The sequence below is a fragment of the Aurantiacibacter arachoides genome (assembly GCF_009827335.1).
Taxonomy (GTDB): Bacteria; Pseudomonadota; Alphaproteobacteria; order Sphingomonadales; family Sphingomonadaceae; genus Alteraurantiacibacter; species Alteraurantiacibacter arachoides.
Map to the genome: position 1 here is coordinate 150,330 of NZ_WTYH01000001.1, position 22,897 is coordinate 173,226.

General features: G+C 56.7%; 17 protein-coding genes. 7 read left to right on the forward strand and 10 right to left on the reverse strand.

Annotation, left to right across the window (positions count from 1 at the left end; all coding sequences use genetic code 11):
• Positions 1 to 26: 26 nt before the first annotated feature.
• On the forward strand, positions 27 to 1,262 hold the full coding sequence (locus GRI62_RS00805) for a tyrosine-type recombinase/integrase (protein ID WP_131451532.1): 1,236 nt from the start codon (positions 27 to 29) through the stop codon (positions 1,260 to 1,262).
• Between the two features lie 443 nt (positions 1,263 to 1,705).
• On the opposite strand, the gene GRI62_RS00810 is transcribed toward GRI62_RS00805, so the two are convergent.
• The 4 genes from GRI62_RS00810 to GRI62_RS00825 form a co-directional block, all read right to left on the reverse strand.
• Positions 1,706 to 2,641 (reverse strand): 3'-5' exonuclease, encoded by a 936-nt coding sequence (locus GRI62_RS00810; protein WP_131451533.1) that lies wholly within the window; start codon positions 2,639 to 2,641, stop codon positions 1,706 to 1,708.
• Positions 2,641 to 3,450: a carbon-nitrogen hydrolase family protein gene (locus GRI62_RS00815; protein WP_160731771.1), complete on the reverse strand. Its 810-nt coding sequence runs from the start codon at positions 3,448 to 3,450 to the stop codon at positions 2,641 to 2,643. The genes GRI62_RS00810 and GRI62_RS00815 overlap by 1 nt, the downstream gene beginning before the upstream one ends.
• A gap of 92 nt (positions 3,451 to 3,542) precedes the next feature.
• Positions 3,543 to 6,725 carry an RNA-directed DNA polymerase gene (locus GRI62_RS00820; RefSeq protein ID WP_131451535.1) on the reverse strand — a complete coding sequence of 1,061 codons (3,183 nt, stop codon included), beginning with the start codon at positions 6,723 to 6,725 and terminating at the stop codon, positions 3,543 to 3,545.
• Positions 6,722 to 7,753 carry a CHC2 zinc finger domain-containing protein gene (locus GRI62_RS00825; RefSeq protein ID WP_131451536.1) on the reverse strand — a complete coding sequence of 344 codons (1,032 nt, stop codon included), beginning with the start codon at positions 7,751 to 7,753 and terminating at the stop codon, positions 6,722 to 6,724. Before GRI62_RS00825 ends, GRI62_RS00820 begins: the two co-directional genes overlap by 4 nt.
• Before the next feature lie 569 nt (positions 7,754 to 8,322).
• Between GRI62_RS00825 and GRI62_RS00830 the strand changes: the two genes are divergently transcribed.
• The 3 genes from GRI62_RS00830 to GRI62_RS00840 are packed head-to-tail and all read left to right on the forward strand — an operon-like array spanning position 8,323 to position 15,883.
• Entirely contained in the window at positions 8,323 to 11,205 is a 2,883-nt protein-coding gene (locus tag GRI62_RS00830) for an ATP-dependent helicase (RefSeq protein ID WP_131451537.1), read from the forward strand.
• Positions 11,206 to 11,244: 39 nt separating this feature from the next.
• Entirely contained in the window at positions 11,245 to 13,215 is a 1,971-nt protein-coding gene (locus GRI62_RS00835) for a site-specific DNA-methyltransferase (RefSeq protein ID WP_131451538.1), read from the forward strand.
• Positions 13,208 to 15,883 carry a TnsA endonuclease N-terminal domain-containing protein gene (locus tag GRI62_RS00840; RefSeq protein WP_131451539.1) on the forward strand — a complete coding sequence of 892 codons (2,676 nt, stop codon included), beginning with the start codon at positions 13,208 to 13,210 and terminating at the stop codon, positions 15,881 to 15,883. The genes GRI62_RS00835 and GRI62_RS00840 overlap by 8 nt, the downstream gene beginning before the upstream one ends.
• Positions 15,884 to 15,954: 71 nt before the next feature.
• On the opposite strand, the gene GRI62_RS00845 is transcribed toward GRI62_RS00840, so the two are convergent.
• Complete coding sequence (locus GRI62_RS00845) at positions 15,955 to 16,509, reverse strand: hypothetical protein (protein ID WP_160731772.1); 555 nt, start codon at positions 16,507 to 16,509, stop codon at positions 15,955 to 15,957.
• A 253-nt stretch (positions 16,510 to 16,762) separates the two neighbouring features.
• Here GRI62_RS00845 and GRI62_RS00850 point away from each other — a divergent pair, with 253 nt between their 5' ends.
• Both GRI62_RS00850 and GRI62_RS00855 read left to right on the forward strand, forming a co-directional pair.
• Positions 16,763 to 17,146 carry a helix-turn-helix domain-containing protein gene (locus GRI62_RS00850; RefSeq protein ID WP_160731773.1) on the forward strand — a complete coding sequence of 128 codons (384 nt, stop codon included), beginning with the start codon at positions 16,763 to 16,765 and terminating at the stop codon, positions 17,144 to 17,146.
• Positions 17,146 to 18,078, forward strand: coding sequence for a hypothetical protein (locus GRI62_RS00855; RefSeq protein ID WP_131451542.1), 933 nt, complete (start codon positions 17,146 to 17,148; stop codon positions 18,076 to 18,078). Before GRI62_RS00850 ends, GRI62_RS00855 begins: the two co-directional genes overlap by 1 nt.
• Positions 18,079 to 18,085: 7 nt before the next feature.
• Here GRI62_RS00855 and GRI62_RS00860 read toward each other — a convergent pair whose 3' ends face one another.
• From GRI62_RS00860 to GRI62_RS00880, 5 genes are all read right to left on the reverse strand, one after another.
• A complete protein-coding gene (locus GRI62_RS00860) occupies positions 18,086 to 18,676 on the reverse strand; it encodes a hypothetical protein (protein WP_131451543.1) in 591 nt (196 codons plus the stop codon).
• The gene (locus tag GRI62_RS00865) at positions 18,676 to 19,068 is read right to left on the reverse strand and encodes a DUF3768 domain-containing protein (protein ID WP_234027328.1); all 393 of its coding nucleotides are present in this window, start codon (positions 19,066 to 19,068) and stop codon (positions 18,676 to 18,678) included. Before GRI62_RS00865 ends, GRI62_RS00860 begins: the two co-directional genes overlap by 1 nt.
• Positions 19,068 to 19,649: a tyrosine-type recombinase/integrase gene (locus GRI62_RS00870; protein ID WP_131451544.1), complete on the reverse strand. Its 582-nt coding sequence runs from the start codon at positions 19,647 to 19,649 to the stop codon at positions 19,068 to 19,070. Before GRI62_RS00870 ends, GRI62_RS00865 begins: the two co-directional genes overlap by 1 nt.
• A gap of 514 nt (positions 19,650 to 20,163) precedes the next feature.
• The gene (locus tag GRI62_RS00875; RefSeq protein ID WP_160731774.1) at positions 20,164 to 20,847 is read right to left on the reverse strand and encodes a Crp/Fnr family transcriptional regulator; all 684 of its coding nucleotides are present in this window, start codon (positions 20,845 to 20,847) and stop codon (positions 20,164 to 20,166) included.
• Between the two features lie 92 nt (positions 20,848 to 20,939).
• Positions 20,940 to 21,614, reverse strand: a complete 675-nt coding sequence (locus GRI62_RS00880; RefSeq protein ID WP_160731775.1) for a Crp/Fnr family transcriptional regulator — start codon at positions 21,612 to 21,614, stop codon at positions 20,940 to 20,942.
• 314 nt (positions 21,615 to 21,928) lie between these two features.
• Here GRI62_RS00880 and GRI62_RS00885 point away from each other — a divergent pair, with 314 nt between their 5' ends.
• The gene (locus GRI62_RS00885) at positions 21,929 to 22,888 is read left to right on the forward strand and encodes a ferritin-like domain-containing protein (RefSeq protein ID WP_131451547.1); all 960 of its coding nucleotides are present in this window, start codon (positions 21,929 to 21,931) and stop codon (positions 22,886 to 22,888) included.
• The last annotated feature ends 9 nt before the right edge of the window (positions 22,889 to 22,897 follow it).

The window sequence follows — 22,897 nt, forward strand, 5'->3', positions numbered from 1 at the left end:
ACCTCGTTAAAAGTGGCCCCCAATCAATGGCACTGACCGATATCGTGATTCGATCTCTGACCCCCGGCGTCAAGCCGATCAAAAAGTCGGATGAGAAAGGCCTGTTTCTGCTTCTGCAGCCGTCTGGTGGCAAACTATGGCGTTTCAAATACCGCTTCAACAACAAGGAAAAGAAGCTTGGCCTAGGCCGCTACCCAGATGTGTCGCTGAAGGAGGCGCGCGCCAGACGTGATGAAGCTCGGACGAAGCTTGCGATGGGTATCGATCCTGGCGAGGAGAAAAAACAGAAAGCGCTCATGGCTGAGTTGAGTGCGGCCAATTCGTTCGAAGCGGTTGGGAAGGAATACCTCGACAAGGCGTCGCGAGAAGGCCGCCAAGCAATTACGATCAACAAATCCCGTTGGCTTCTATCATTGTTTGCACCTGCTATCGGCGCACGGCCCATTGCTGATCTCTCACCCGCTGAGATACTCAAGGCGCTGCAGGTAGTGGAGGCTAAAGGGCACCATGAAACTGCCCGTCGCATGCGCTCCTTGGCGAGCCGCATATTCCGCTACGCAGTCGCAACCTCACGTGCGACGTCGGACCCGACCGCGTTGTTGAGAGGCGCGCTGATTGCTCCGAAGGTCAAGCACCATAGCGCGATCGTTGATCCAGCCGCCGTGGGTCATTTGCTCGCGTCGATTGAAAAGTTCGATGGGTACCCTCTGACCCAGCTAGCACTGCAGTTGACGCCCCATGTGTTTGTGCGTCCCGGCGAACTTCGAAAAGCAGAGTGGAGTGAGTTCAATTTGGATACCGCGATCTGGACCATTCCAGCGGACAAAATGAAGATGCGTCGCCCGCACGCGGTGCCACTCTCGCACCAAGCACTCGACATTCTCAATCGAACACATGCGTTAAGCTCGCATCAGAAGTATGTGTTTTCGTCTCTGCACACAGGGGCTCGCCCGATGTCGGAAAATACGATCAATGCCGCTTTGAGGCGGATTGGTTATTCTGGCTCCGAAATGACAGCGCATGGGTTTCGGGCCATGGCTAGCACCCTGCTGAATGAATCTGGATTGTGGAGCCCCGATGCTATCGAGAAGGCATTGGCTCACGACAATACCAGTTCGGTGAGGGGCACCTATCACAGGGGCCAGCATTGGGAAGAGCGTGTGAAGATGTCGCAATGGTGGTCGGATCATTTGGATGCATTGAAGGTCGAGACGATCCAACGGCAGCGAGACAAAGCGTTATCCGCTAGCTCTAAGTCATAGCGACATCCTACGACAAAGAACGCTTTTGGGCCGTTTGCTACGCTGCTTCCAATTTTCATGAGCGAAGAGTGGTCGCTCTCTGGCTTGAAGGGAGTGTTCCCATCCGCACCGCCTACAGGATTCAAAAGATCAGCACATCAGCACATCTGCATGATATTTCCAAAGAAGATTGACATAGTGTTTTCTCAGACCCCCATTTCGGCCCCATGAGCAAAAAGACTTGATCGGAATGACCTTACCATCAGTTTTTCGCGGCCGCTAATGGGCCGTCAGCCGACTGGCGGCTGTTGGGCAAGAATTAGCAGAAGCTGCCACCAACATTGGGAGCTCGCGTAGGTTCGGGCGCTAATTTGTCTTCCATTCCCGAGCATTTCAGCAACTTGAGGCGCGTCGAGCGAACCGCCGGAGAGGAAGTATCCAACTTGGATATCCAGGACTCGTTCTCATGGCGTGCTCGCGAAGCGGTCTCTGGGATGGATCGGGTCAACCCGAGGAGCTCCCCGGCCGCGATAGATAGTCTCGTCAAGCCAGGCTCGCTCCTCGGCCGAGTTATCGGTATCAAGCTCCCGCCACCAATGTCGCTTTGCAGCGTCCCAACGATAGCCGCGCCGCTTGAGGAGGTCCTTTGCTTCAAACGGCGCCCCTATAGCGGATATTCGAATGCTCTCCGACATGCAGCGTGACAATAAATGGGCCAGGATAGGTCGCCCGTTCCCGACGGCTGTGCACAAAAGGCTGGTCAGCGCGACGACATCATTCGCCGCTCGGTGGCCGTCGAAAAATCTACCATTTTGCAGCACGAGGTGACCAAGCGCGCGACCATCAAACCCTAGCTCAAGCCAATCGAGTTGAGACAGACTGCAAGCCCATGCGCGGTAAGTCAGGTCTGGAAATCGTTGGTCGAGAAAGGGGCGATCGAAGCCAGCGTTGTGGGCAATGACGAGATCGGCATTTGCCAACGCACGCCTGATTGCCGCGTCGTCAAAACGCTGACCAGAGAGTGCCGCATCGCTTAATCGTGTAAGTTGGGCAATACGTGTCGGGAGCGACCGACCGGGATCTTCGAGCCAGGACTGGACGCGCTCGATTTGCCTGATTTCCCCGGCAGCTGTGAACAGGAACCGCTGCATGGCAATCTCGATAATTTGGTCTTCACTAGCGTCAAAGCCGGTGGTCTCGGTGTCGATCACGACCCCGACTCGCTCCCCCACTTGTGCTGTGCGCAACACTTCGACGTGACCACGCTCGTCGAGCGCCCGCAACACGCGAAACTGAGTATGTTGTTCGAGGGCTGCCGCAAGCTCCTCGAGCTCTGGCGTCGCTGCGGGTGTCGCGCCGCTAGCTGAAAACGTGGCGCGAAGGCGATCGAGCAGGTTCATCAGTTGAGCTTGGCTAGTTGATCGAGCAGGACCACCGACAGATCGTAGCCTGGAGGCAAACTCTTGTACTCAGGAACCTTATCCTTCAGCGGGGTCCTGCCCCGCTGATGCTGATCCAGCGTAGCGACCGGCAATTCGATAATCTGGCCAGTGGCAAGCTTCGGCCCAGCATGATGATAAATCTCACGACGCTCAGATAACCGGTAAGGCGACACGGCAAGCGACCCGCCGAAATGTCCGCAATTGCAGATAACGACATTGCAGAAGACCATGCGCGAAACGGCTTCGGCGACGTGGCGAAATGAGGTGGCGTCCTTGTTGAGCGCGAGAATGAAAAGGTGTTGGACCTTGCCGCGGTACATCGCGATCCGCTCCAGATCGAGAAAGTCGTAACAGACCATCACGCCGAAGGTACCTATCTCATCACCGTCAAACAGCCAGACGGAGGGGTCCGGTTGGAAGTGGCAACCAATCAACTTCAACTGGTTGTTCTCTTGCGGCGCCGGATAGGTCTTACCGATACGTCGCGTCACGGTGTGTGAGCCCATCGCTTTGCCTCGCCATCGCTTGGGGACGATCAGCAACGCTTCGTTATGCACATGTCCGGGCAGAACACCGTTTCGATAGTCGAGACCGGCGATCACTACCGACTCCAAGCCATTCGCCATTGCGCGCAAGGTCTTTTCAAACCCCGTTGGAACGGCGAGCTCCGGCAATAAGATGATGTCCGGCGGCTGTTGCTCCTGTCGAAACGCGGCGAAATATCCCCGGATCTCGGCGATTGCTCTCTCTTCTTCGCTGGCGCTCATCTTGGTCGACGTCACCCACGCTGCCCCGGGATCCAGCGAGGTTTGAATGACACCTAGCTTCAACCAAGTGTCGAGCGGAGTGGCTGGGAGCGTCATTGCGGCACGTCCGTATCGATAGCGTCACCTTCACCTTCAAATGCACCGAGCTGACGCAACCGCACGGGGATCAGCTGGCGAGGATCGTGCTCGAGTACCGTAATTTGCGTAAGCTGAAGGATCGCTTGCGCGCGCTCAATCAGCTTGCTGAGCTGTTCAGGCGATAGGATCGGCTGATCGAATTCCGTGTCATTATCTGCGTGGCCAATGCGTTTGCCGAATAACGACGGAAACATATCAAACAGCGAGGTCTCGCGGTTTCGCGGCAGCAGACATGATTGCAGAATGGCGAGGCTGAACGACGATATCGGCAAGCGCTCAAGATCCCACGCCACGAGCTCGACCAAGCCACGCTCCTGGCCACGGACATTCCACGCCGCGGGCAGCGCGAAACTGCCGCGCAAGATACCCCAGAGCAATTGACCTATTGGCCGTAGCCGTCGAGGCCATGCGCGGTCTTTCGCAGGTAGAATTTCCCGGTAACGGTAGTCGCCAAGGCCGGTGTCGGTGACGCGTACTTCGTGGACTCGAACATGTTTGCGCCAGCCCTCCCATGTCGGGACCACTGTGTTTGCCGGATCATCTGGCAAAAAACGCCATTCCGGTGGAATTTGCACATTTTCCGGATGCAGTATGTCGAGGAAGTCGGCATCGCGGCTTTCGAGGTCCAGTTCCTGGTCAAAGGAGAACAGGGGCTTGAGTATCTGACGAATGATCTCGAGCGCCGTCCATTCCGATCGCCGGGGGTCATTGGGTTTGAGGGTAGCAGTAAGGCTCACCCAATCGCACAGAGTGTTGGTGCTACGAAGTTTGTCGGTGCGCTCCTGAATCTCGGCGACCATAGGGGAATCGGGGAGGCCAGCGAATTCTTCAAGGTTGCCGCGAGCGGCATCAAGCAGCCAACCTGCATCATCTGGATTAAGTAGCGCAGGATGCTCCCCTAACCTGGCCCAGGCGTGACGGGGCAAATCTTTCGGGTAGCGACGCAAGGCGTTCCAGTCGCTGACGTTCGTCGCGTCCAAGCACGCTGCGATCCGAGGCCAGTAGCTCGGCGCGAAATCGCCATAGGCTCCACTGGCGGTGAAAAACCAGTGATACCAAACGCCCAGCGAAGAACCTCTTTCGCTAAGCGTTTTTATGGATGGGGACGCTCGGCCAGGATCGAGCTTGGAGGCGCATTTCATGAGGGCCTGAGCGACACCTGGCACTGCGTTTATGATCTCCTCGCTAGCCATGACCGATGCGGCGACAAAGGCGCGCGTTGCTTGCGCCTGAAAGGCTTGGACTGGTCGTTTCGTCGCAGCAAAGGCAGTGATGTCACTTGCCGCAACATGCGCGAGAAAGTGTTTTGCTGCCGACTGTTCGCGGTGCAGTGCATCAACGCGCGTCGCTGCCACACTCGCAGTGATGACATGTCGGCTCAGCGTCTGGAGGGCAAGCGCGCCGAGATAACAACTGAGATGCTGGTGATCGCTGACTTCTTGCTCGCGCAGCCAAGCCGTCATTCGATCAAAGCCGTTATGTCCGGTTACGCGGCAGAAATCGATTAGGCGTATCCACAAACGGACTTTGTCGGGGTGTCTGGCGAACGCTTCAAACAACAACCCGAAGTGACGTTTGAGCAGTGCATCCCACGTATCGCGCTCCTTCTGGCTGAGCTCACTAATCACCTCCTCCAAAGCAGCAATCGCGGCATGAGCGTTTTCATCATCTTGCGCTGGTCGAGGCAGCAATCGATATGCGCGTTCGGCCTCTAGCAGTTCGTCATTAGGTCGAAAAAGCGCTGGCGTAAGCTTGGCAATGCGAGCCGCCGCAAACGCCATCCGGGTATCGCCGCGGATTTCATTTTCGGGAATATTCGCGAGCAGCAACCATTCGAGTTGTTCAAGCCGCTCGCGACCCGAATCGGTGAGGAGATCGAAGTCGATTGCGGCCAGCATGGAAACCTGTGCGAGTGTGCGCGTCATCAACTCGCTTGGCTTGCGACCATTAACCGCCGCCGCCCTGGAAGCTTGCACTATAAGTTCCTCAGCACTCTCGTTTGGTGCGTCTTGAGCGTCGGGATCGAGTATCCATTTCAGCTGCGCAGGAATGTATTTGTCGGGCTCGATCTCTGGTCCAATGTCGTGTTTTCGCAGAAGGCGCGCATAGTCGCGGATCCAAGCTACGACGGCGGCAAAATCATACGCCAGCACCTCGTGATCATCGACGAAGCGAAAATGAGCGACGTCGCGCCGGTGCAGAAGCAACGCGTCGATCTCCAGATCGAGCGTCAACATAGCAACGTTGGCCAGAAAGCCACCAACGAATAGCCCAGTGGGAATGCCGTCGAACGGCCCGTCGACGACGGGCGGGTCGACAACCTGCGCAAGGTCTGCGGAGACGGTTTTAGTATCGACCTTGAACGCCAGCATTTGGGCGACGAGATGCGGCAATCTCTCGTCATCGCGGAAATCCTGAACATGGACTTCGAACCCGCGCAGGATCGCGGCGGTACGCACGGACGGGTAAAATTTGCGCAGATCGAAAGAGGCGGCGTAAATTGTGTCTCCGGCGTCCTTCGGCCGGAGCCAATGGTCGGTATCGAGATATGCCAAACCGTCGCTTTGCTCCAGCGCCAAGCGCTCCCCGTGGTCCAGCGCATCTGGGTCAATGTCATCCGCGACCATCTTGCGAGCGCTGAGCGAAATGTGACGACGAAACAGCGGCCAGCTATGTTTGAAATGCCGATAGAGATGTCCCGCCGAGTGGCGGTAGGGTCCGATGTTCAGGCGCGAAGGACGCGCGTCGCCTGGTTCTCGCTCGTACCACGCAGCCCGATACAGCCGATTGCCGTAGCTCCACGCTGGCATCTTCTGATCAAGCTCGGGACCCAGCACATTAACGAGCGCGCACCACGCGACTTGGTCGCGGACCGACACCTGGAAATACTGACGCAAACGCGGATGCCCATCTTTGTCGGGCTTTTTCGGCTGGGGAACGAGTCGCAGCGGCATCGTGGTCCAAACGCCGGTAGCAAAATCGTTCCGAATGCTGTCGAGTTGAGCTTCGAGGTCAAGTTCGAACGCTGCAACTTCTGCTTGATCAAAGAGACTGTCCGCTGTGCGATACGCTCGACGTACCTTACGCCATGCCCACAGCACATTCTCCGGCAGCAACAGTAGATCGAACCAACTCATTGGACGTTGCTCCGGCGTTGAAGGAGATAGGCATTGAGGTCGTTGGCGCCGTCGGGGGGACGCCGCGTCATCGCCGTAATGCCGTGGCTACCCAGCCGCGCAACCAATGCGCGCGCAAACGCTTGTCCGGCGTCATCGGCATCTCCGACGACAATAACGTTGAACCCTTTGAGTCTCGCGATGACCGATGGCTCAACCTTGCTGTTGGCTCCAAGCAATCCGATCGCTGTTTGGCCGAGCTCGACGGCTGACAGAACGTCCGTCACCCCTTCGCAAATCAAAATAGTGCTCGCGTCTGACGTCAACGCGTCCAAATTGTAGGCGGGCGGCGCAAGCTTCGATAGGTTAGCCCAACGGCGCGCTTTTCCGTCCTTCAGGTTTCTACCTTGGACGTACCGAATGCCTCCTTGATCCATAAATGGAAACAATAAGAAGTCGGAAGGGTAGGCCAGGAAGGGGCCGTATCGCCCGGTGCTTACCAGCCCACAACGCTCGAGCCTTGCCAGGTCGAACCGTGCGCACGCCTCGCGAAATATCGCAGCACGGTCATCGACCTGGCCGATTTCAAACCGAGCTATGATCGCACCACTAAAGCCGCGCCCCTCTAGGTAGGAGCGACCGGAAGCGCGCAGTGGGCAACGCGTCATCAGCCAGGAGAAGATTTCCGTATCTGGGAAATATGCCGGTTCGACCGCGATCTTTGGTTGCGTCAATGGTCTCGCACGGATCGCAGCTGCGCGCACTGCCTGGCGCGGCCGAACTTCACTGCCAAACCGCTCGCCTAGCCAGCAGACTGCCCGCACCAGATCCAGTCGCTCCACCTTCATGACTAGGTCGATCACACCACCCCATTCGCCGCACGCGAAGCATTTGAAGGTGTTGGTGGCTTGACGCAGCGAGAAGGATGGATCGCGATCCTCATGTTCGGGCATCGGGCAACGTGCGCGCCCGTTGGTGGCGACCTTCATCCCGAGTGCAGCGCAAACTGACGCGATCGGGATTGCATTGAGTGCCTCAAAGTTGGTCACCGCGATCAGACCACTTCATCGTCCCATGGCGCTAGCCAGGCCGCTCGACCCGCGCTCATTTCGACGATTGAGATATACAAATGGACCATCGCTGTTCCCCCGGCTCGTGATTGTGCATGCACAGGTCCATCGTGGCAACTCAAGCAGAGAACAATGCTTCGATCTGGCGCATTCTTGTTGTCTAGCCCGTCTGTGTGAACGATGTTCTGACGGGCAATAAATCTACGACCGGTTCAAGAATTGTCGGATAGCGAAATCGGGTCGCGATAAGGCCGGTAGGCCCACCTTGATTTTGCCCAAGCGGCGGCAGGGAGTTCCTGCCGTCCAGCGCGCGCGCTGGACGGCAGCTTTTAGGGTTCGCCGGAAATGCCGACGAACGACCGATATTAGGGCGCAAAGCAGACAGGCGTCAAATCTTAGAAGAGGAGGGAATTACTGCTGATTCGTTTGCCATCGGATTCTCCCCTTAACGGCGCCAACTAAGCCTTCGCGCAGGACTCATGTACAATTGTGACAAATGGCACCAGTTTAGGCTACTGTAGTCCCCGCACACCGGAGGGGGTTAGGGTTTGGGTCCGAATGTCGAACAACGCCAGGCGATCGATGCGCTTGATGGCCCAGTCCTCATCGTCGCGGGCCCTGGCTCAGGCAAAACATTCTCGCTGGTTGAGCGCACAGCCCACCTTCTAGCCACACGCGATGTCGATCCCGGGCGCGTGCTGATCTCAACATTTACGGAGAAGGCGGCGAAGGAGCTGAGTGCCCGCATAACGGGTCGTCTGGCTAAATCTGGGGGAGACCAAAACCCGCTCGACCTAACTGTCGGCACGCTCCACTCGATCTTCCTTGATATCATCGAGGAGTTTCGCGCCTTCTCCCGCATCCGGCGCAATTTCACGATACTCGACCAGTTCGACCAGCAGTATTTTGTGTTTCAGCGCCTGCCTGAGTTTCGGGACATAGAGGGTTTAGAAGACCTTATCAGGCCGTCGCCGCGCTTGTCCTTATGGCGTGTTGCCGAACGGCTGTGCGGCTACCTGAATATGCTGTCAGAAGAAGCGGTGGACGCCAACCTGCTTACTGAGGCGACCGGTGACGAGCTGCAGGTGCTCGGCATGGCCTATGCGCGCTACCAGGTCCTGCTAGAGCAATACAACTACGTCGACTTCTCCTCGATTCAGGTGGAGGTGATGCGGCTGCTAGAGTTGCCCGAGGTGGCAGATCAGCTGTGCTTACGGTTCGATTATCTCATGATCGACGAGTACCAAGACACCAATACGATCCAGGAGAAGATCATCCTCAAGCTGGCCTCGAGGCATAACAACATTTGCGTGGTGGGGGATGACGATCAGGCGCTGTACCGCTTTCGCGGTGCCTCAATCCGAAACATCCTCGAGTTTCCCTCCCGGTTCCCAGCTGACACCTGCAAACAAATTTACCTCACCAAAAACTATCGCTCCCACCCTGACATTGTCGGTTTCTACAACCGCTGGATGGAGCTGGCGGACTGGCAGGGGCCTGGCCGGTCTTACCGCTTTCCAAAGGTCATCGAAGCAGCGGGCAATGACCGCGCTGAGCGGCCCGTTGTATTCAAAGTTTCGGGCGAGGATGGCGGCGATGATTGGGCAAGCGAAACCGTAGCGTTCCTGACTAAGCTGCGCGCCGACGGGATCATCAAAGACTGGAATCAGGTCGCATTCCTGTTTCGCTCGGTTCGCAATCCCAAGGTTGTGCGTTTCGCCAATGACCTTGAGGCTGCGGGTATCCCGATCTTTGCGCCGCGATCCAACATGTATTTCGAGCGCGACGAGATCCGCCTGCTGATCGGCGCCTACATGTTCCTGTTCCCGCAATATGGCTCGATTCGTGCCACTCGCGAGGGAATGCAGTTGGACGTCTGGGCCTATTTTGACCGTTGCCTGAGTGACTTTATCGCTCACCTCAAATCGGGCGAGGATGCGCAAATTGCGGCTTGGATCAAGGACAAGGCCCGGCAGCACCTCTCGCTGTCCGAGAATACCAACTACTCCTTTGCCAACCTTTTCTACGATCTGGTGCAGTTCCCCACCTTCAGCCGATACCTTGGTGAAGCCACTGCCCATGGCGGCGTGCGCGATAGCCGCCCGGCGCGAAACCTGGCCAAATTCTCGCGACTGCTGAACAAGTTCGAATATCTCTACAACGTCATCATCCTTCAGCCGGACCGGCTGGAGCGCGATCTGCTGATGCTCTTCAATTATTTCCTGCGGTTCCTATGGGATGGCGGGATCGAAGAGTATGAGGATGAGGCGGAATATGCGCCCTCCGGCTGCGTCTCGCTGATGACAATCCACCAGTCGAAGGGGTTAGAGTTTCCGATTGTCATTGCAGGCTCGCTCGATGCGGTGCCGCGTCACCAGCAATCTCCGCTCGATGCGCTGCTAGAAGCGGAGTTTGGCGAAGGCGAGCCGTTCGAGCCGCTCGACCGGATCAAGACGTTCGATTTTTGGCGCTTGTTCTACACAGCCTTTTCGCGCGCGCAGAACATGCTGGTGCTCAGCTGTCAGGAGAACACGCCGAAGGCAAAGGGACAGCGCAATGTCCCAACTCAGTATTTCAAACCCGTCTACACACCGCTCAAGGGCTGGCGGGAGCTGACGTTTGATCCGGCGATCACCAAGCTGGCCACTATCAAGGCGGGCAACCTCAAGCACAGCTATTCCTTCACCTCGGACGTGCTGATTTTCGAGGCTTGCCCGCAGCAATATCGCTTCTTCAAGGATCTTGAGTTTGCGCCGGTACGGACGAACGCCATCCTGTTCGGAACGCTCGTTCACCAGACCATCGAAGACATTCACAAGGCCGTGCTGCGTGGTGACGAAAAGAAGGTCACCACTGACCAGATCGACCACTGGTTCCGCACCAACTATGCCAATATCTCTCAGAAAGAGCGGGTCTATCTGGGCGAGCCGGTGCTGCGCATCGCACGCCGCCATGTCGCGACCTATGTCGACCGGGAACGGAACAACTGGCACCGGCTGCGCGAGGCCGAGGTCGAGCTGAGCCTGCTCAAGGACGATTACGTCCTGACCGGCAATGTCGATCTGATCCAGGCCGAGGATGGGGCGTGGGAGATCATCGACTTCAAGACCGAGAAGAAGCCCGACCTGATCGACGACGCAGAGAAAGTGGCGCGATACCGTCGGCAGCTCCAGATTTACGCGCATTTGTTCGAGGAAAAGCGCGGCGTGCGGGTGGACCGGATGGCGCTGTATTATACCGGCGAGGAATCCGGGAATCCGCGCATCACGTTCAACCGCGAGACGGCGGACATCAAGGGCACAATTGACCAGGTTGATTCGGTTATCGGCAAAATCGTCGCCAACGAATATGGGTTGAAGGAGCGACCGGAGAAGCTGTGCAAAAACTGCGACTTCCGGTCATTTTGCGATATGACTTTTTGCCGTGCCTAAGGCGCGGCTACATCAGTGAGACGGGATTGAAAGGGCGGCATGAGCAAGGATAACCCAGAAGCATTTGAGACGTTTGAATTCGATCTGCCGCCGATCCGTGGGTTCCCCGAACTGCGTTGGGCAGGCAAGCGCCCGTTCAAATCGACCCAGTATTTCCCTGCCCAGAAGAAGGAATCCTATGGCGATCCGACTGATGGCTGGTGGAACCGCATCTACTGGGGCGACAATCTTCAGGTGATGTCGCACCTGCTGCGGGAGTTTCGTGGCAAAGTCAGCCTCGCGTACATTGATCCACCGTTTGATAGCAACGCTGATTATCGAAGAGCAGTTAGCCTGAAGGGAAAGTCAGCAGTCGGGGATTATCATGCATTTGAAGAGACTCAATATGCAGATATATGGACAAATGACAGCTACAATCAATTTATGTATGAGAGAATTTCTCTTGTAAGGGAGCTTCTTGACGATAACGGAAGTATATACTTACACTGCGATTGGCACAAAGCTCATCATTTAAGATGCATTTTAGACGAAATTTTTGGATCAACCCGGTTTCAAGCTGAAATAATTTGGCAGCGAACCGACCCTCATAACGATGCATTGAGTCGCTTTGGCAGGATCCATGATACGATTTTTTGGTATTCCAAGGGCGATACGCCAAAGTACAACGCATTGGATGTTGTTGGAAGGCTTTCATCTGCCGCAGAAAAAGAATATTCGCTTTTTTTGACTGAAAATGGCGATGTAGTGACATACTTTGAGGGCATTGATCAGCCGGGTCGTCGGTTTAAGCTGGAAAATGCTACTGTCAAAGGCAAAGATCCTGCTCGGCAATTCTCATGGAGAGGGGCAAAACCTTCAGACAAGCGTGTTTGGTCATTCAAAACGCCTGAGGAAATGGACCAAGCTCTTGAGGATGGGATCATATATCTACGAGACCAGCGCAAGGGAGCAGCGCGATGCCTCGTAAAATTCCTCGATGAGAATGTTGGTCAGGTCCTCCAAGATATTTGGCAGGATGCTGGCCGAATGAAAGGTGGGTCGGATTATCCCACACGAAAACCGGAGCAATTGCTGGAACGGATTGTTCGCGCATCAAGCGATCGGGGCGATATCGTTTTGGATACCTTTATGGGATCGGGTACTACTCAAGTTGTGTCGATGAAGCTTGGTCGAAGATTTTTGGGTGCTGATGTTAATGTCGGTTCGATAGACTTGACTGTCGGACGACTGAATGAGCTCCGAAACAGATTACGTTTGGCCCAAGATGACCTTTTTTCTGATGATGATCTGACTAAACCCAGCGAGTTTTTCTCGGGCTTTGAAGTCTACAACGTCAATAACTACGATCTTTTCCGCAATCCGGCAGAAGCCAAGGAACTGATCCGTGAGGCGATGGAGTTGCAGCCATTGCCACCCAGCAGCGCATTCGATGGCCAACGCGAAGGCTATCTAGTCAAGATCATGCCGGTGAACCGCATCGCGACGCGGCAAGACTTGAACGAGGTTATTAACGGGCTCGACTTCAAGGCCTTTGAACGCCGCCAGGCCGAAGCGCCGAACAAGCCGGTCGAGCGCATCCACCTTGTCTGCATGGGGCATGACCCTGACCTTGGGCCTGCCCTGCAAAAGGAGGCCAAGCCGTTCGACATCGAGGTGATGGTCACCGACCTGATCCGCGACAAGGCGCACTTGCATTTCAAGAAGGCATCCGACGCGCGCCTCGCCATCGAGAATGGCGAACTGGTCATCACGGGCTTTTACCCGATGAACCTGCTGCAAAAGCTGTCGCTGGAAAGCGATGCAGTGGAAGACTGGCGCCAGCTGGTTGAGAGCGTGAAGGTCGATTTCCACTTTGACGGCGCGGTGCTGACCCCCGCCATTGTCGATGCGCCGGGCAAGGACCAGCTGGTTGCGGGCCGCTATGCGATCCCCGCCGATGCCGCGACGATCCGGGTGAAGATCACCGATCTGCTTTCCGAGTCATGGGAAGGCGATATCGAAAATGGCTAAGGGCAAGAAGACGATCCGGCAGGATTTCGCTTTCTTCCAGGCCCTGCTGAAATTCTACACCGACAATCGCGGCACGATCCGCAAGCGCTACAAGCAGCTTTCGAAGCAGGTGCTCGATTTCAATGATCCGGAATTGCGGACCGATGCCTTTCTGCGGAAGCCGCAGTTCGAGGCGCTTGAGATCTACGTCTTCCTGAAAGAATTTGGCGACAACGCCCACGTCCACCAGCTGTTTCAGCAATGGGCGAAGAATGAGGGGATTTTCTCTGAATTCCAGACGACCGGCGCGGACCGCAAGGGGCAAGGCACGCTGCTGCCGTTCATGGAGCTGGAGGGCGAAGAGCAATATCAGGCGATCTTCGCCAAGCTAAGCGAGCGCGCCCGATCCTACCCCAACTACATTTTCGCATTGACCATGGGCTTGGGCAAAACCCTACTGATGGCGACCTGTATTTTCTATGAGTTCCTGCTCGCCAACAAATTCAGCAAGGACACGCGCTTTTGCAAAAACGCGCTGATGTTTGCGCCCGACAAGACGGTGCTGCAATCGCTGAAGGAAATCCAGACGTTTGATCTGGCGAACGTTGTGCCACCGGAATATGCCAATTTTCTGCGCTCGAACCTGAAGTTCCACTTCCTCGATGACACCGCCTCAACCATCGGTGCGCAGGATGGATCATCGTTCAATGTCATCATCTCGAACACCCAGAAGATCATCCTGAAACGCCGCCCTGCCGCGCCAACCGCAACGGACAAGCTGTTCTCGGAAAAGACCGGCACACTGTCTGAAGTTTATGGCGAGCTGTACGAAATGCTGGGCGAAGCTGCGCCGGAAACCGTTGCTGATCTGGCAGTCAACGCCCGGTTCCAGCGCATCGCCCGGCTGCCGCAGCTCGGCATCTATGTGGATGAAGCGCACCATTCGATGGGAGCCGTACTGGAAAAAGACCTCGGCCAGGCCAAGCAGGATTCCGCGCTGCGGACGACCATCGATGAACTGGCACGCGCGCTGGAGCACAAAAAGACCAGCGTGGTCGGCTGCTACAACTTCACCGGCACGCCCTACGTCAAAGACACGATCATGCCCGAGGTTGTCTATGCCTATGGCCTGAAGCCCGCCATCGACAACAAGTACCTCAAGCAGCCTGATTTCGTGGATTATTCCGGCAACGTGAAGTCCGGCGACTTCCTCAAGCTGGCGGTGCAGGACTTTTGGGAACGCGAAGGCGAAAACCGCCGAGAGGGGATGCTCCCCAAGCTGGCGATCTTTGCCTCCACCATCGATGAACTGATAACGGAACTCCGGCCCGCCCTTGAAAAAATCCTTCTCGATCTGGGCGTGCCGACGAATCGCATTCTGGTAAACGTCGGCGATACGACCGACGAAGATATCCGCGAGTTCAACCGTCTCGATACGGAAGCGTCGGACAAGCAGTTCATACTGCTCGTGGGCAAGGGGCGCGAAGGATGGAACTGCCGTTCATTGTTCGGCGTTGCCCTGTACCGCAAACCCAAGTCCCGCATTTTCGTGTTGCAATCGACCATGCGCTGCCTGCGGTCGATCGGCGATATTCAAGAAACCGGGCACATCTATCTTTCGGCCGAAAACATGGAAATTCTAAAGGACGAGCTCCAGCAAAATTTCCGCGTCACCACCGACGAGATAGGCCCGAAGAAGACCGATGATAGCGAGACATATACCGTAACGGCGGTTCCCCCGCCGATTGTTCTGACGATCACGCGGCGTCGCCAGCTGTTTCAGACGAGGCGTAAGGACGAACCGGAGAAACTTGCGTTCGATCTCTCTGATACCGCCCTGGAGCAATATCGCGCAACCTTGCGGCGCCGCAAGGCCGTGAATGCCGCGATTGCAGAGCAAGAGGACGTTACCGACCGGCTCAATAATCGCAAGTTTAGCCCGTACACGCTGGTTGCCGAAGTAGCCCGCTATTTCGCCGGTGACGGGGTCTCGCCGTTCGAAATCTCAGTCATGCTGGAAGCGACCGATGCGGGGCTGCCGCGATTGGTCGAAACGGTCAACATGTCGAACGACGTGCTTTATAATCTGGTTATCCCTGCCGTCTTCCAGGCTCTGTTCGAGATCAAAACCTTCGACGATCCCGTCGAAGAGCAGATCGAGCTGGTCAAGGGCTACAACCCGGAAGCCAACCGCGTTCCCTCCTTCACTTTTCGGGCCAAGCCGCACCTCGTCGCCAACCGCGATTTTCCGCAATATGCCGGAACCCGGCACAGATCATTCCACCTCGACCACTACTGCTTCGACAGTCAGCCAGAACTCGATTTTTTCGAGAAGGTTTTGAGGCTAAACGATGGCGACAAGATATATTTCACCGGGATGCTCGTACACGGCCAGTCGGGTTTTAGGGTCAACTACGTCCATCCAGAATCTCACACGGTCTGCAATTATTATCCTGACTTCCTCATTCAACGGGAGGATGGATCGACCCATCTGGTCGAGGTTAAGTCCGCCTGGAAAGCCGAAGATCCTGTTGTGATTGCAAAGAAAGAAGCGGCTGAGCGTCTCGCGGAAGATAGCCGATTCCACTATGCACTTGTGACCAGTGACGACTTTGATGGCTATCTTACCCCGACATCCGGTTGGCAAAATTACGATCGCCGTAGCGCGTCTGATGGGCTTCAAATTTAGGCGTGTTACAGAGGCGCGGGCTCATCCCGCCCTCATGCACTATTACTATTTTTGGGCCGAGTGGATCACCCTTACGCATCTTCGCCTCCATCGGTTCGCCGACGGAAGGCTGGCTCTATGAAGCCCTCCACCAAGCGTGCGCTCAATCTACGACGGTCAGTGCTTTGATAAAGAAAGCCACATAGTAGTTCTGGTGGCACGTTATGGCGGTGGGCGTATTCCAATTCTTTGGCGATCAATGATCGTTCCTGCCGGGTGAAACCACCTTCTCCTTCATAGATGCAACAAAGTAGGCCGTGGAACACGTTCTCCATCGCTTGGGGCCGAGTGGTCCGAAAGCCGAGTTGGGAGAACAACTTAGCCACTAGCTCCTGGCCTGATTTGCTTCTCAAGAGACGGCGCCCAAGTGCATAGACTTCTCGCCGCAGGAAATTCTTTGCTGACTCGTTTTTGGTGTCACTTCCATCACCCGGTGAGGTCTTACGCGTCAGCCTGTCGCTGTGCTCATTCCAGATGCTGTAAGTGGCTCTTTCGACATCGCGCTGCTTCAACGGCCTGCTGCTATCGGCATCAAATGTCCGCGAGTAACCCATCTTCTTTTTCCCGCTCGCATCCATCACGCGCACCCTCGAAACCAACATCGATAATGTCAGTGATATCGCATGACATTAATGGGTGCAATCGCATTCAATGGCATCGATTTTTTCTGCTTGCTAAGTCCGTGGCACGGAATGCGAAAGCCGGTGAAAATAAGCTTTTATCAGAAGCTTAAGTACCCACCATAACGGGCGATCACTTCCTCAAACCGCAGAATTTTCCAGCTGAAAGCGAAGGTGCTTTTCAGAGTGAGGAGGATTTTGCTTAAATATGGAGACGAAAATGCAGTACCCGATATTCGTTACGGTGACCGAAGCGGCGCAACTTTTAAGTTGCGGAAAGACAACGATTTATGCAATGATTTCTGAGAAAAAACTGAGGGTTGCGAAGTTTAATCGTAGCACTCGGATCACGTTTTCGAGCGTGATAGAATGTGCTCTGGAAGGCCTCGCAGCAGGCTCAGGCCACGGCCAACTTTCTGAAATCTTGATGAATGGTGATTCCATCACTGCAAGCCGAGTGGCAGATTTCTTTGCCAGCCAGCTGTGTTATATACTTCAGGGTAATGCTGAAGTTGAAAGTGAGGGGGATTCTTTCCCTGAATCCTCGACCAGCGAAGACACAGAACTGGAATTCTCCGAGAAAAATTCGGGGGGAGAATTCTGATGGCCAAGGGATACAAGAACAAAGATCCTCGTGGGAAGATGGCATTCGCAATTCGCGTGTTTGCCAATAAGGTGAAGGAGTACGCAAAAATTCACAAAGCGCCGAAGCCGGATATGGCGATGTTCGATGAAGCGCTGGGTTACGGACGACTGTGCAATAGTCTGCTCGCATCTGATCTTACTCTGCGGAAAAAGAGCGGTGAGTTTCTCGGGAGCGCGCTTGAAAAGCTGAAGCTTTCGAACCCCGAGCTGAAATTTCAATTTTGGACTTTCACGCACGATCGTGGACACACGTCGGATCGGGAACCCACCATTGATATAAAGTTCCTCCGGGCTTCAGCTGACAAGGTACTGCGCAACCTTGGCCTCGCCGGAATCTACGTTGTCGAGGTTCAGGGGTTGGGCAATCACTCCCTTGAAGGTGAAGGACGTATGATCATGGTCCACATCCACGCAATCACGTGGTCGGTCGACCCACCCGATCTCGTGATGGTGGAGCGAGAACTTAACGCCAGCAAGCATTGGCATAACGGGCTTGGTGCTGATCCTGTGTGTGTGGACGAGGTCATCGATGCAAAGGCTGATCTGAAGTACCTGGCTTACTATCTGTTCAAACCCCCGTTCGATGTGAAGATGATGGAGAACCGGCAGCGTGGACCTCGCCTGAAGTCTACTCTGAAGGGATACCGGCCTGAGTTTGCCGTGCGATTGCTCGAGCTGCTTTCGCAATTCGATCTTCGCGAGTTGGTCCGGGCGAGCGGCGATGGCAAACTCATCAGGACGGAATGGTGCCGCCGCCTAAATTACTGGCATCGAAGTCGTGAACAGTGGGCTGACGGTAAGCTTCCAGCATATTATTTTGACGATTTTTGGGATCGTTATCGAGTGAAGAAAAAGCGGAAGACCTATCATCGCTATGCCATCATCCGGTAAAACACCGTTAGCGAGAGTGAACTATCCCCTCAGCGCAGGCTCGCCAGAGAATAAGGTCCACCGTGGCAACGCGGTATCCGGTTTCTCTGGCGAGCCTCTCGCACATTTCCTGCGCTGTGACGCCCTCCGGATTTGCCAGCCGGTTCAAGTGGACATCTGGCTTTGCCACGTCCTCGCCTAGGTTCTTCGCCAAATGGTATTTCGTGATGTTCCCGGTCCAGGGAAGGGTAGCGCAAAACCCGATCAGGTTATCTGCCTTCTTCAACTGTCGGAATAGGGAAGCCCGTCTGCGCCATATGTCATCGATGGCTGCAGCCTTCCCAGGATGCCCAAACACTGTTCTGACGGACTCTCCGTTCTGAAGCGCCACCATGCACCGTGCGAATATCGGAACGGCTACGATGTTACTCATCCCCGAATTGCAGATCACGTATATTGCCTCAGCGGCAAAGGCATTCGCATTCCGCGGAGGCAGGATGTTTTCCGATCGCTCGATCGCGGCGGCATAGCCCGCCTTCCGGACGGCTTTGTCGATCTTCTCGAATTGGCGCCTTGAGATGGGAAACCGTATTTCGATCAAAGGCGGCTTGCGCGCCATCAGTATTCCGATGCCAGCATGACCGTCATGACGCGCGTGGTCACGTTGGAATTAGCAGGATCTGGGCTGTGGTGAGTTTGCGTTTGATCGTAGTAGTCGATCTTCCAGAAGATATCGCGGCCGCTAACCCTAACCTTACCGAAGTCGTGTTCGCCGAAGGGATCGTTCTGAAACCGAAAGTCGTCAAAGGCAATTATCGCCTTTTCGATTTTGGCGAGCTCGTCCTGGCCAAGCGCATGGATCCCTTGCGTGACGACGAAATAGCCGCCCGAGCAATCAATCCGTAGTTTGTCGTTTAGCGCGCGGATGACGAGCATGTGGTCCGAATGCTCGTTCAGGTGATAGCGAAAGCCATCCGGCGAAACTCGCGAGCGATCTAACTCTTCGGCCATTAGAGTAACCCGATCAGCCTGCGCTGGGCTTCCCGGTCACCCTCGATGTATCTCTCGGTAGTCGCCAGGGCGCGATGACCTGCCAGCTCCTGAACATCGCGCAGCGACCCTCCAATCTTGCTGATCATGCGGGCTGATTGCGTGATAAACGTGCGCCGTCCAGAGTGCGACGAGCACCCCCGAAGCGTCAGCTGTGCGTATGCTCGGTGGAACCAGTTCACAATACTGCGCGGGGTCAGATGGCTTCCACGCTCGGACAGGACCACCGGCCCTTCGCTGACCCTGCCGCAAACCCGGTGGTAGCGGACCAATGCTGCCCGCAACTCAGGGTGCATCGGGATCTGTCTGCCGCTCCCATATTTGGCGATGTGCTTGCTGATCGAAAGGTGGTTGCTGACCTTACAATCCGATCGCAGTACCATTGACCAGGTTAGGCCCGCGATTTCACATGCACGGAGACCAGCCTTGAAGCTGAGCAACACGATTACCTTGTTCCGGGTGGGGTGCCGGGTCTGGTCGGTATGGTTGATCAACCGCTCCAAATCCCTGGGCTCCAGCACCCTCGCGGGTTGCCTTTTCATTATTCCATCCTTTGCCTGAGGCTTAGTGGGCAGCCAGGTTGGGCCCCACCTAAAACAGCTACTAGCAAAAAACGCACAGATCGTCAAATAAGGTCTATATATCAAGGGCTTATAGACTGTGCCCGCGCGCGGGATTCTACGGTCTCCTGCAGCCAGCCTTGAACCTAGGCGGCCATGTGCTAAAGGCTATTTCTGAATGTTTTCAGGGGTACTTGGTACTCGAACCACTGCAGGATCGCGGTTTTGGGGGCCAGATTGGGGGCCATTCTTCGCAGGCCAGAACCGAGCCCGTTGTAAACAAAGCAGAATAGAACGGAGGATGAGTCCTCTTCTGGGACTCGAACTCACCAACGCTGAAAACAAAGGAGAAAGTGCGGGTCTGGACGAGGACTCGAACCAGTCGAACTGCTACGCTCCTCTTCTGGGCACCACTTACCTCTCCAGGCAGGCCTCCACCTCGGCGTGGACCCGGCGGAGGGGACCGCATCGGCGGGGGCGCTTGGCGGACGGGTGTCTAGCGGGGTGGCAGCCAGTCGGGTTTCGAGCGGCGCCATGGGGCGATACCGGCGATTATGTTCAGGCGCGCGGGGTCCTCGATCGTCATCATGCGGCTCTTGATCGACACGATCCCGCTTGTCCGCAACTGCTTGACCAGGGCATTGACGTGAACGGCGCTGATCCCGATCAGTTCGCCCAGTTCCCGCTGCGTAAGCGGCATGGAGAAATGCCGGGAAACCTCGTCCTCCAGGCTGGAACTGCGCTCGCACAGGCGCAGGATGAGTGCGGCCAGGCGGGTCATGGCTTCCGCCTGCCCGGTCAGCGCGAGGCGTTCCATCAACAGCGATCGCTCCTCCTGCGAGATCAGGAACATGATCGCCGCGAGCCTCGGGCTGCTCTCGAACAGTGCGCCAAGGTGCTGCTGGTCGATGCGGATGACCTCCACTTGGGTGAGCGCGACGACGGTGTCGATCGGTTCGCACAGGGCGAGACCCGGCAGGCCCAGGATGTCACCGGGCAAGTTGACGCTGATGAGCTGACGCGAGCCATTCTCCAGGACAACGGCGCTCGCCGCCCAGCCATCCACCAGCAGGTAAATGTCATGCGCCGCCTCCGACCGGATGACGGCGCCGCGCTCGAACCGGCTGGTGAAGCCGCCGAGGGCCGACAGGCGCTCCAGTTCCGCAGGCTCCAGGTCCACGAAAGCCGCCAGGCGGGATATGACTTTACGGACCCTTTCTGATTGCGGATCTTTTCCCTGCTCGGAGGTCATCGTGTCCCTTTGGTGGCAACTCACGCATGCGCAACCGCGCGCACTTCCGTCAGCGGCTTGCCAACGCAGATGCCGGGAAGGGATTGGCGCGTGGGCAAACGAAGCTGTTCGTAAGATACGCCAGCGCTGCGTTTCAGATGCGCCCGGTCGACCACATAAATCATACCGCGGCTGCATTTGAGGCAGGACTCGCCTTCGAGGATGTGCAGCGTATCCGTAACTGAGGCCCGGCGCACGCCCAGCTGGGCGGCAAGATCGCTGTGGGTAACGTGCAGGAAATCGCTGTCGACCCGGTCATGCAGCATCAGCAGCCAGGCGCACAGCCTCTCCTTCAGGTTGCCGCGATCGCGCGCGCGGATCATGCCTTCCAGCTGAATGGTATAGGATTGCAGGAACCGGGCAAGGCCGAGCGAGAGGGTGGCGCTGGAGTGACAGGCACGCTGCATCTCGTCCACCGAAATGGCCAGAGCCCAGCCGCCGTCCAACAGCACGGTCGCCTCGCTATCGCCGTCCCCCCGATCGCCCAGCACCGCTGCCCAGCCGACGATGCCTTCGCGCCCGACCAGTCCTACGCCGCACCGCTGGCGGGTGAACTGCAGGCAGGCGACCAGCGTCACCGGGAAATAGATGAGCAATCCGGCGCGGGCACCCGAACCAAGCTTTTCCCCGGTCTCGCAGCGAACGCTGAACAGCAATGGCGCAAGCAAGTGCCGATCAGCCGCCCCGAGTGAATCGAGAAAGCCGTTCCTTGCTTCTGTAATATCCCTCCCCGATCCAAAACTTGGCATCGGTTTCTCCCAATCGCACGCAGCGGGGCTCTGATGGCCCCGGTTGATTGCAGCGACGGGGCAGGGTCTATCCGGTCATCGGGCGAACGAAGATAAACTCCTTTAATTTCCAACTGACTGGAGCGATTTTATTGTACGCTTGCGTACCCACGGCTGTGCCTCGCACCGTTCGCCCTACTTCTCAACGCGTTCAGAAAGAGCGCATTTTCGAGGAGGTCCCGATGGCAGACGAGCAACAGATTACCCAGGTGCTGGAAGCGCGAGAGCAGCGCCGGGCGTCTCGGCGCGACCTCTTCAGCGGGTTTGCCGCAGCGTCGATGGCGGCGGGCGGCTTCGTGCTCGCTACCAAGTCTAGCCCCGCCGCGGCGCAGTCCATCTCGGATGGAGACATCCTCAACTTCGCGCTGAACCTCGAATATCTCGAGGCCCAGTTCTACGTGTTCGCGGCGACCGGGGCCGGTCTTCCGGAGAACCTGCTCACCGGAACCGGCACCAGGGGTCAGGCGACAGGCGGCCGCCGGGTCAATTTCACCGACCCTGCCGTGGCGGCCTACGCCCGCGAGATCGCGGCCGACGAACAGGCCCACGTGGCCTTCCTGCGCGGTGCGCTCGGCACCGCCGCGGTGGCGCAGCCGACGATCGACATCAGCGCCAATGCAAACGGGGCCTTTTCCGCCGCCGCCCGCGCCGCGGGCCTGATCGGGCCGGGCCAGGCTTTCGATCCCTACGCCAACGACGAGAACTTCCTGCTCGCCGCCTACATCTTCGAAGACGTGGGCGTCACCGCCTACAAGGGTGCATCGCCGCTCATCAGCAACAAGACGTTCCTGGAAGCGGCTGCCGGCATCCTGGCGGTGGAAGCCTACCATGCCAGCCTGGTGCGCACGACGCTCTACGCCAAGGGCCTGCAGGCGCCTTCGCTGATCGATGCGACGATCGCGATTTCCAACGCGCGTGACAGCCTCGACGGTTCGACCGACCTCGACCAGGGGCTGACGACCACCCAAGCCTTTGGTGGCACCGCCAGCAACATCGCTCCGCTTGACGAGAACGGTCTCGCCTACAGCCGCACGGCCGGACAGGTGCTCAACATCGTCTACCTCAATAGAATGGCCGTCACCGGCGGCGGGTTCTTCCCCAACGGCGTCAACGGCACCCTGCGCATGAGCGCGGCGAACTAATCGAACGAG

What these genes read in the sequence shown, in the direction of transcription:
- GRI62_RS00860 (WP_131451543.1), bottom strand. Translation starts at nt 18,676, where the DNA reads ATGGCGCGCAAGCCGCCTTTGATCGAAATACGGTTTCCCATCTCAAGG.
- GRI62_RS00840 (WP_131451539.1), top strand. Translation starts at nt 13,208, where the DNA reads ATGGCTAAGGGCAAGAAGACGATCCGGCAGGATTTCGCTTTCTTCCAG.
- GRI62_RS00885 (WP_131451547.1), top strand. Translation starts at nt 21,929, where the DNA reads ATGGCAGACGAGCAACAGATTACCCAGGTGCTGGAAGCGCGAGAGCAG.
- GRI62_RS00855 (WP_131451542.1), top strand. Translation starts at nt 17,146, where the DNA reads ATGGCCAAGGGATACAAGAACAAAGATCCTCGTGGGAAGATGGCATTC.
- GRI62_RS00815 (WP_160731771.1), bottom strand. Translation starts at nt 3,450, where the DNA reads ATGAGCGCCAGCGAAGAAGAGAGAGCAATCGCCGAGATCCGGGGATAT.
- GRI62_RS00810 (WP_131451533.1), bottom strand. Translation starts at nt 2,641, where the DNA reads ATGAACCTGCTCGATCGCCTTCGCGCCACGTTTTCAGCTAGCGGCGCG.
- GRI62_RS00835 (WP_131451538.1), top strand. Translation starts at nt 11,245, where the DNA reads ATGAGCAAGGATAACCCAGAAGCATTTGAGACGTTTGAATTCGATCTG.
- GRI62_RS00870 (WP_131451544.1), bottom strand. Translation starts at nt 19,649, where the DNA reads ATGAAAAGGCAACCCGCGAGGGTGCTGGAGCCCAGGGATTTGGAGCGG.
- GRI62_RS00820 (WP_131451535.1), bottom strand. Translation starts at nt 6,725, where the DNA reads ATGAGTTGGTTCGATCTACTGTTGCTGCCGGAGAATGTGCTGTGGGCA.
- GRI62_RS00805 (WP_131451532.1), top strand. Translation starts at nt 27, where the DNA reads ATGGCACTGACCGATATCGTGATTCGATCTCTGACCCCCGGCGTCAAG.
- GRI62_RS00865 (WP_234027328.1), bottom strand. Translation starts at nt 19,068, where the DNA reads ATGGCCGAAGAGTTAGATCGCTCGCGAGTTTCGCCGGATGGCTTTCGC.
- GRI62_RS00850 (WP_160731773.1), top strand. Translation starts at nt 16,763, where the DNA reads ATGCAGTACCCGATATTCGTTACGGTGACCGAAGCGGCGCAACTTTTA.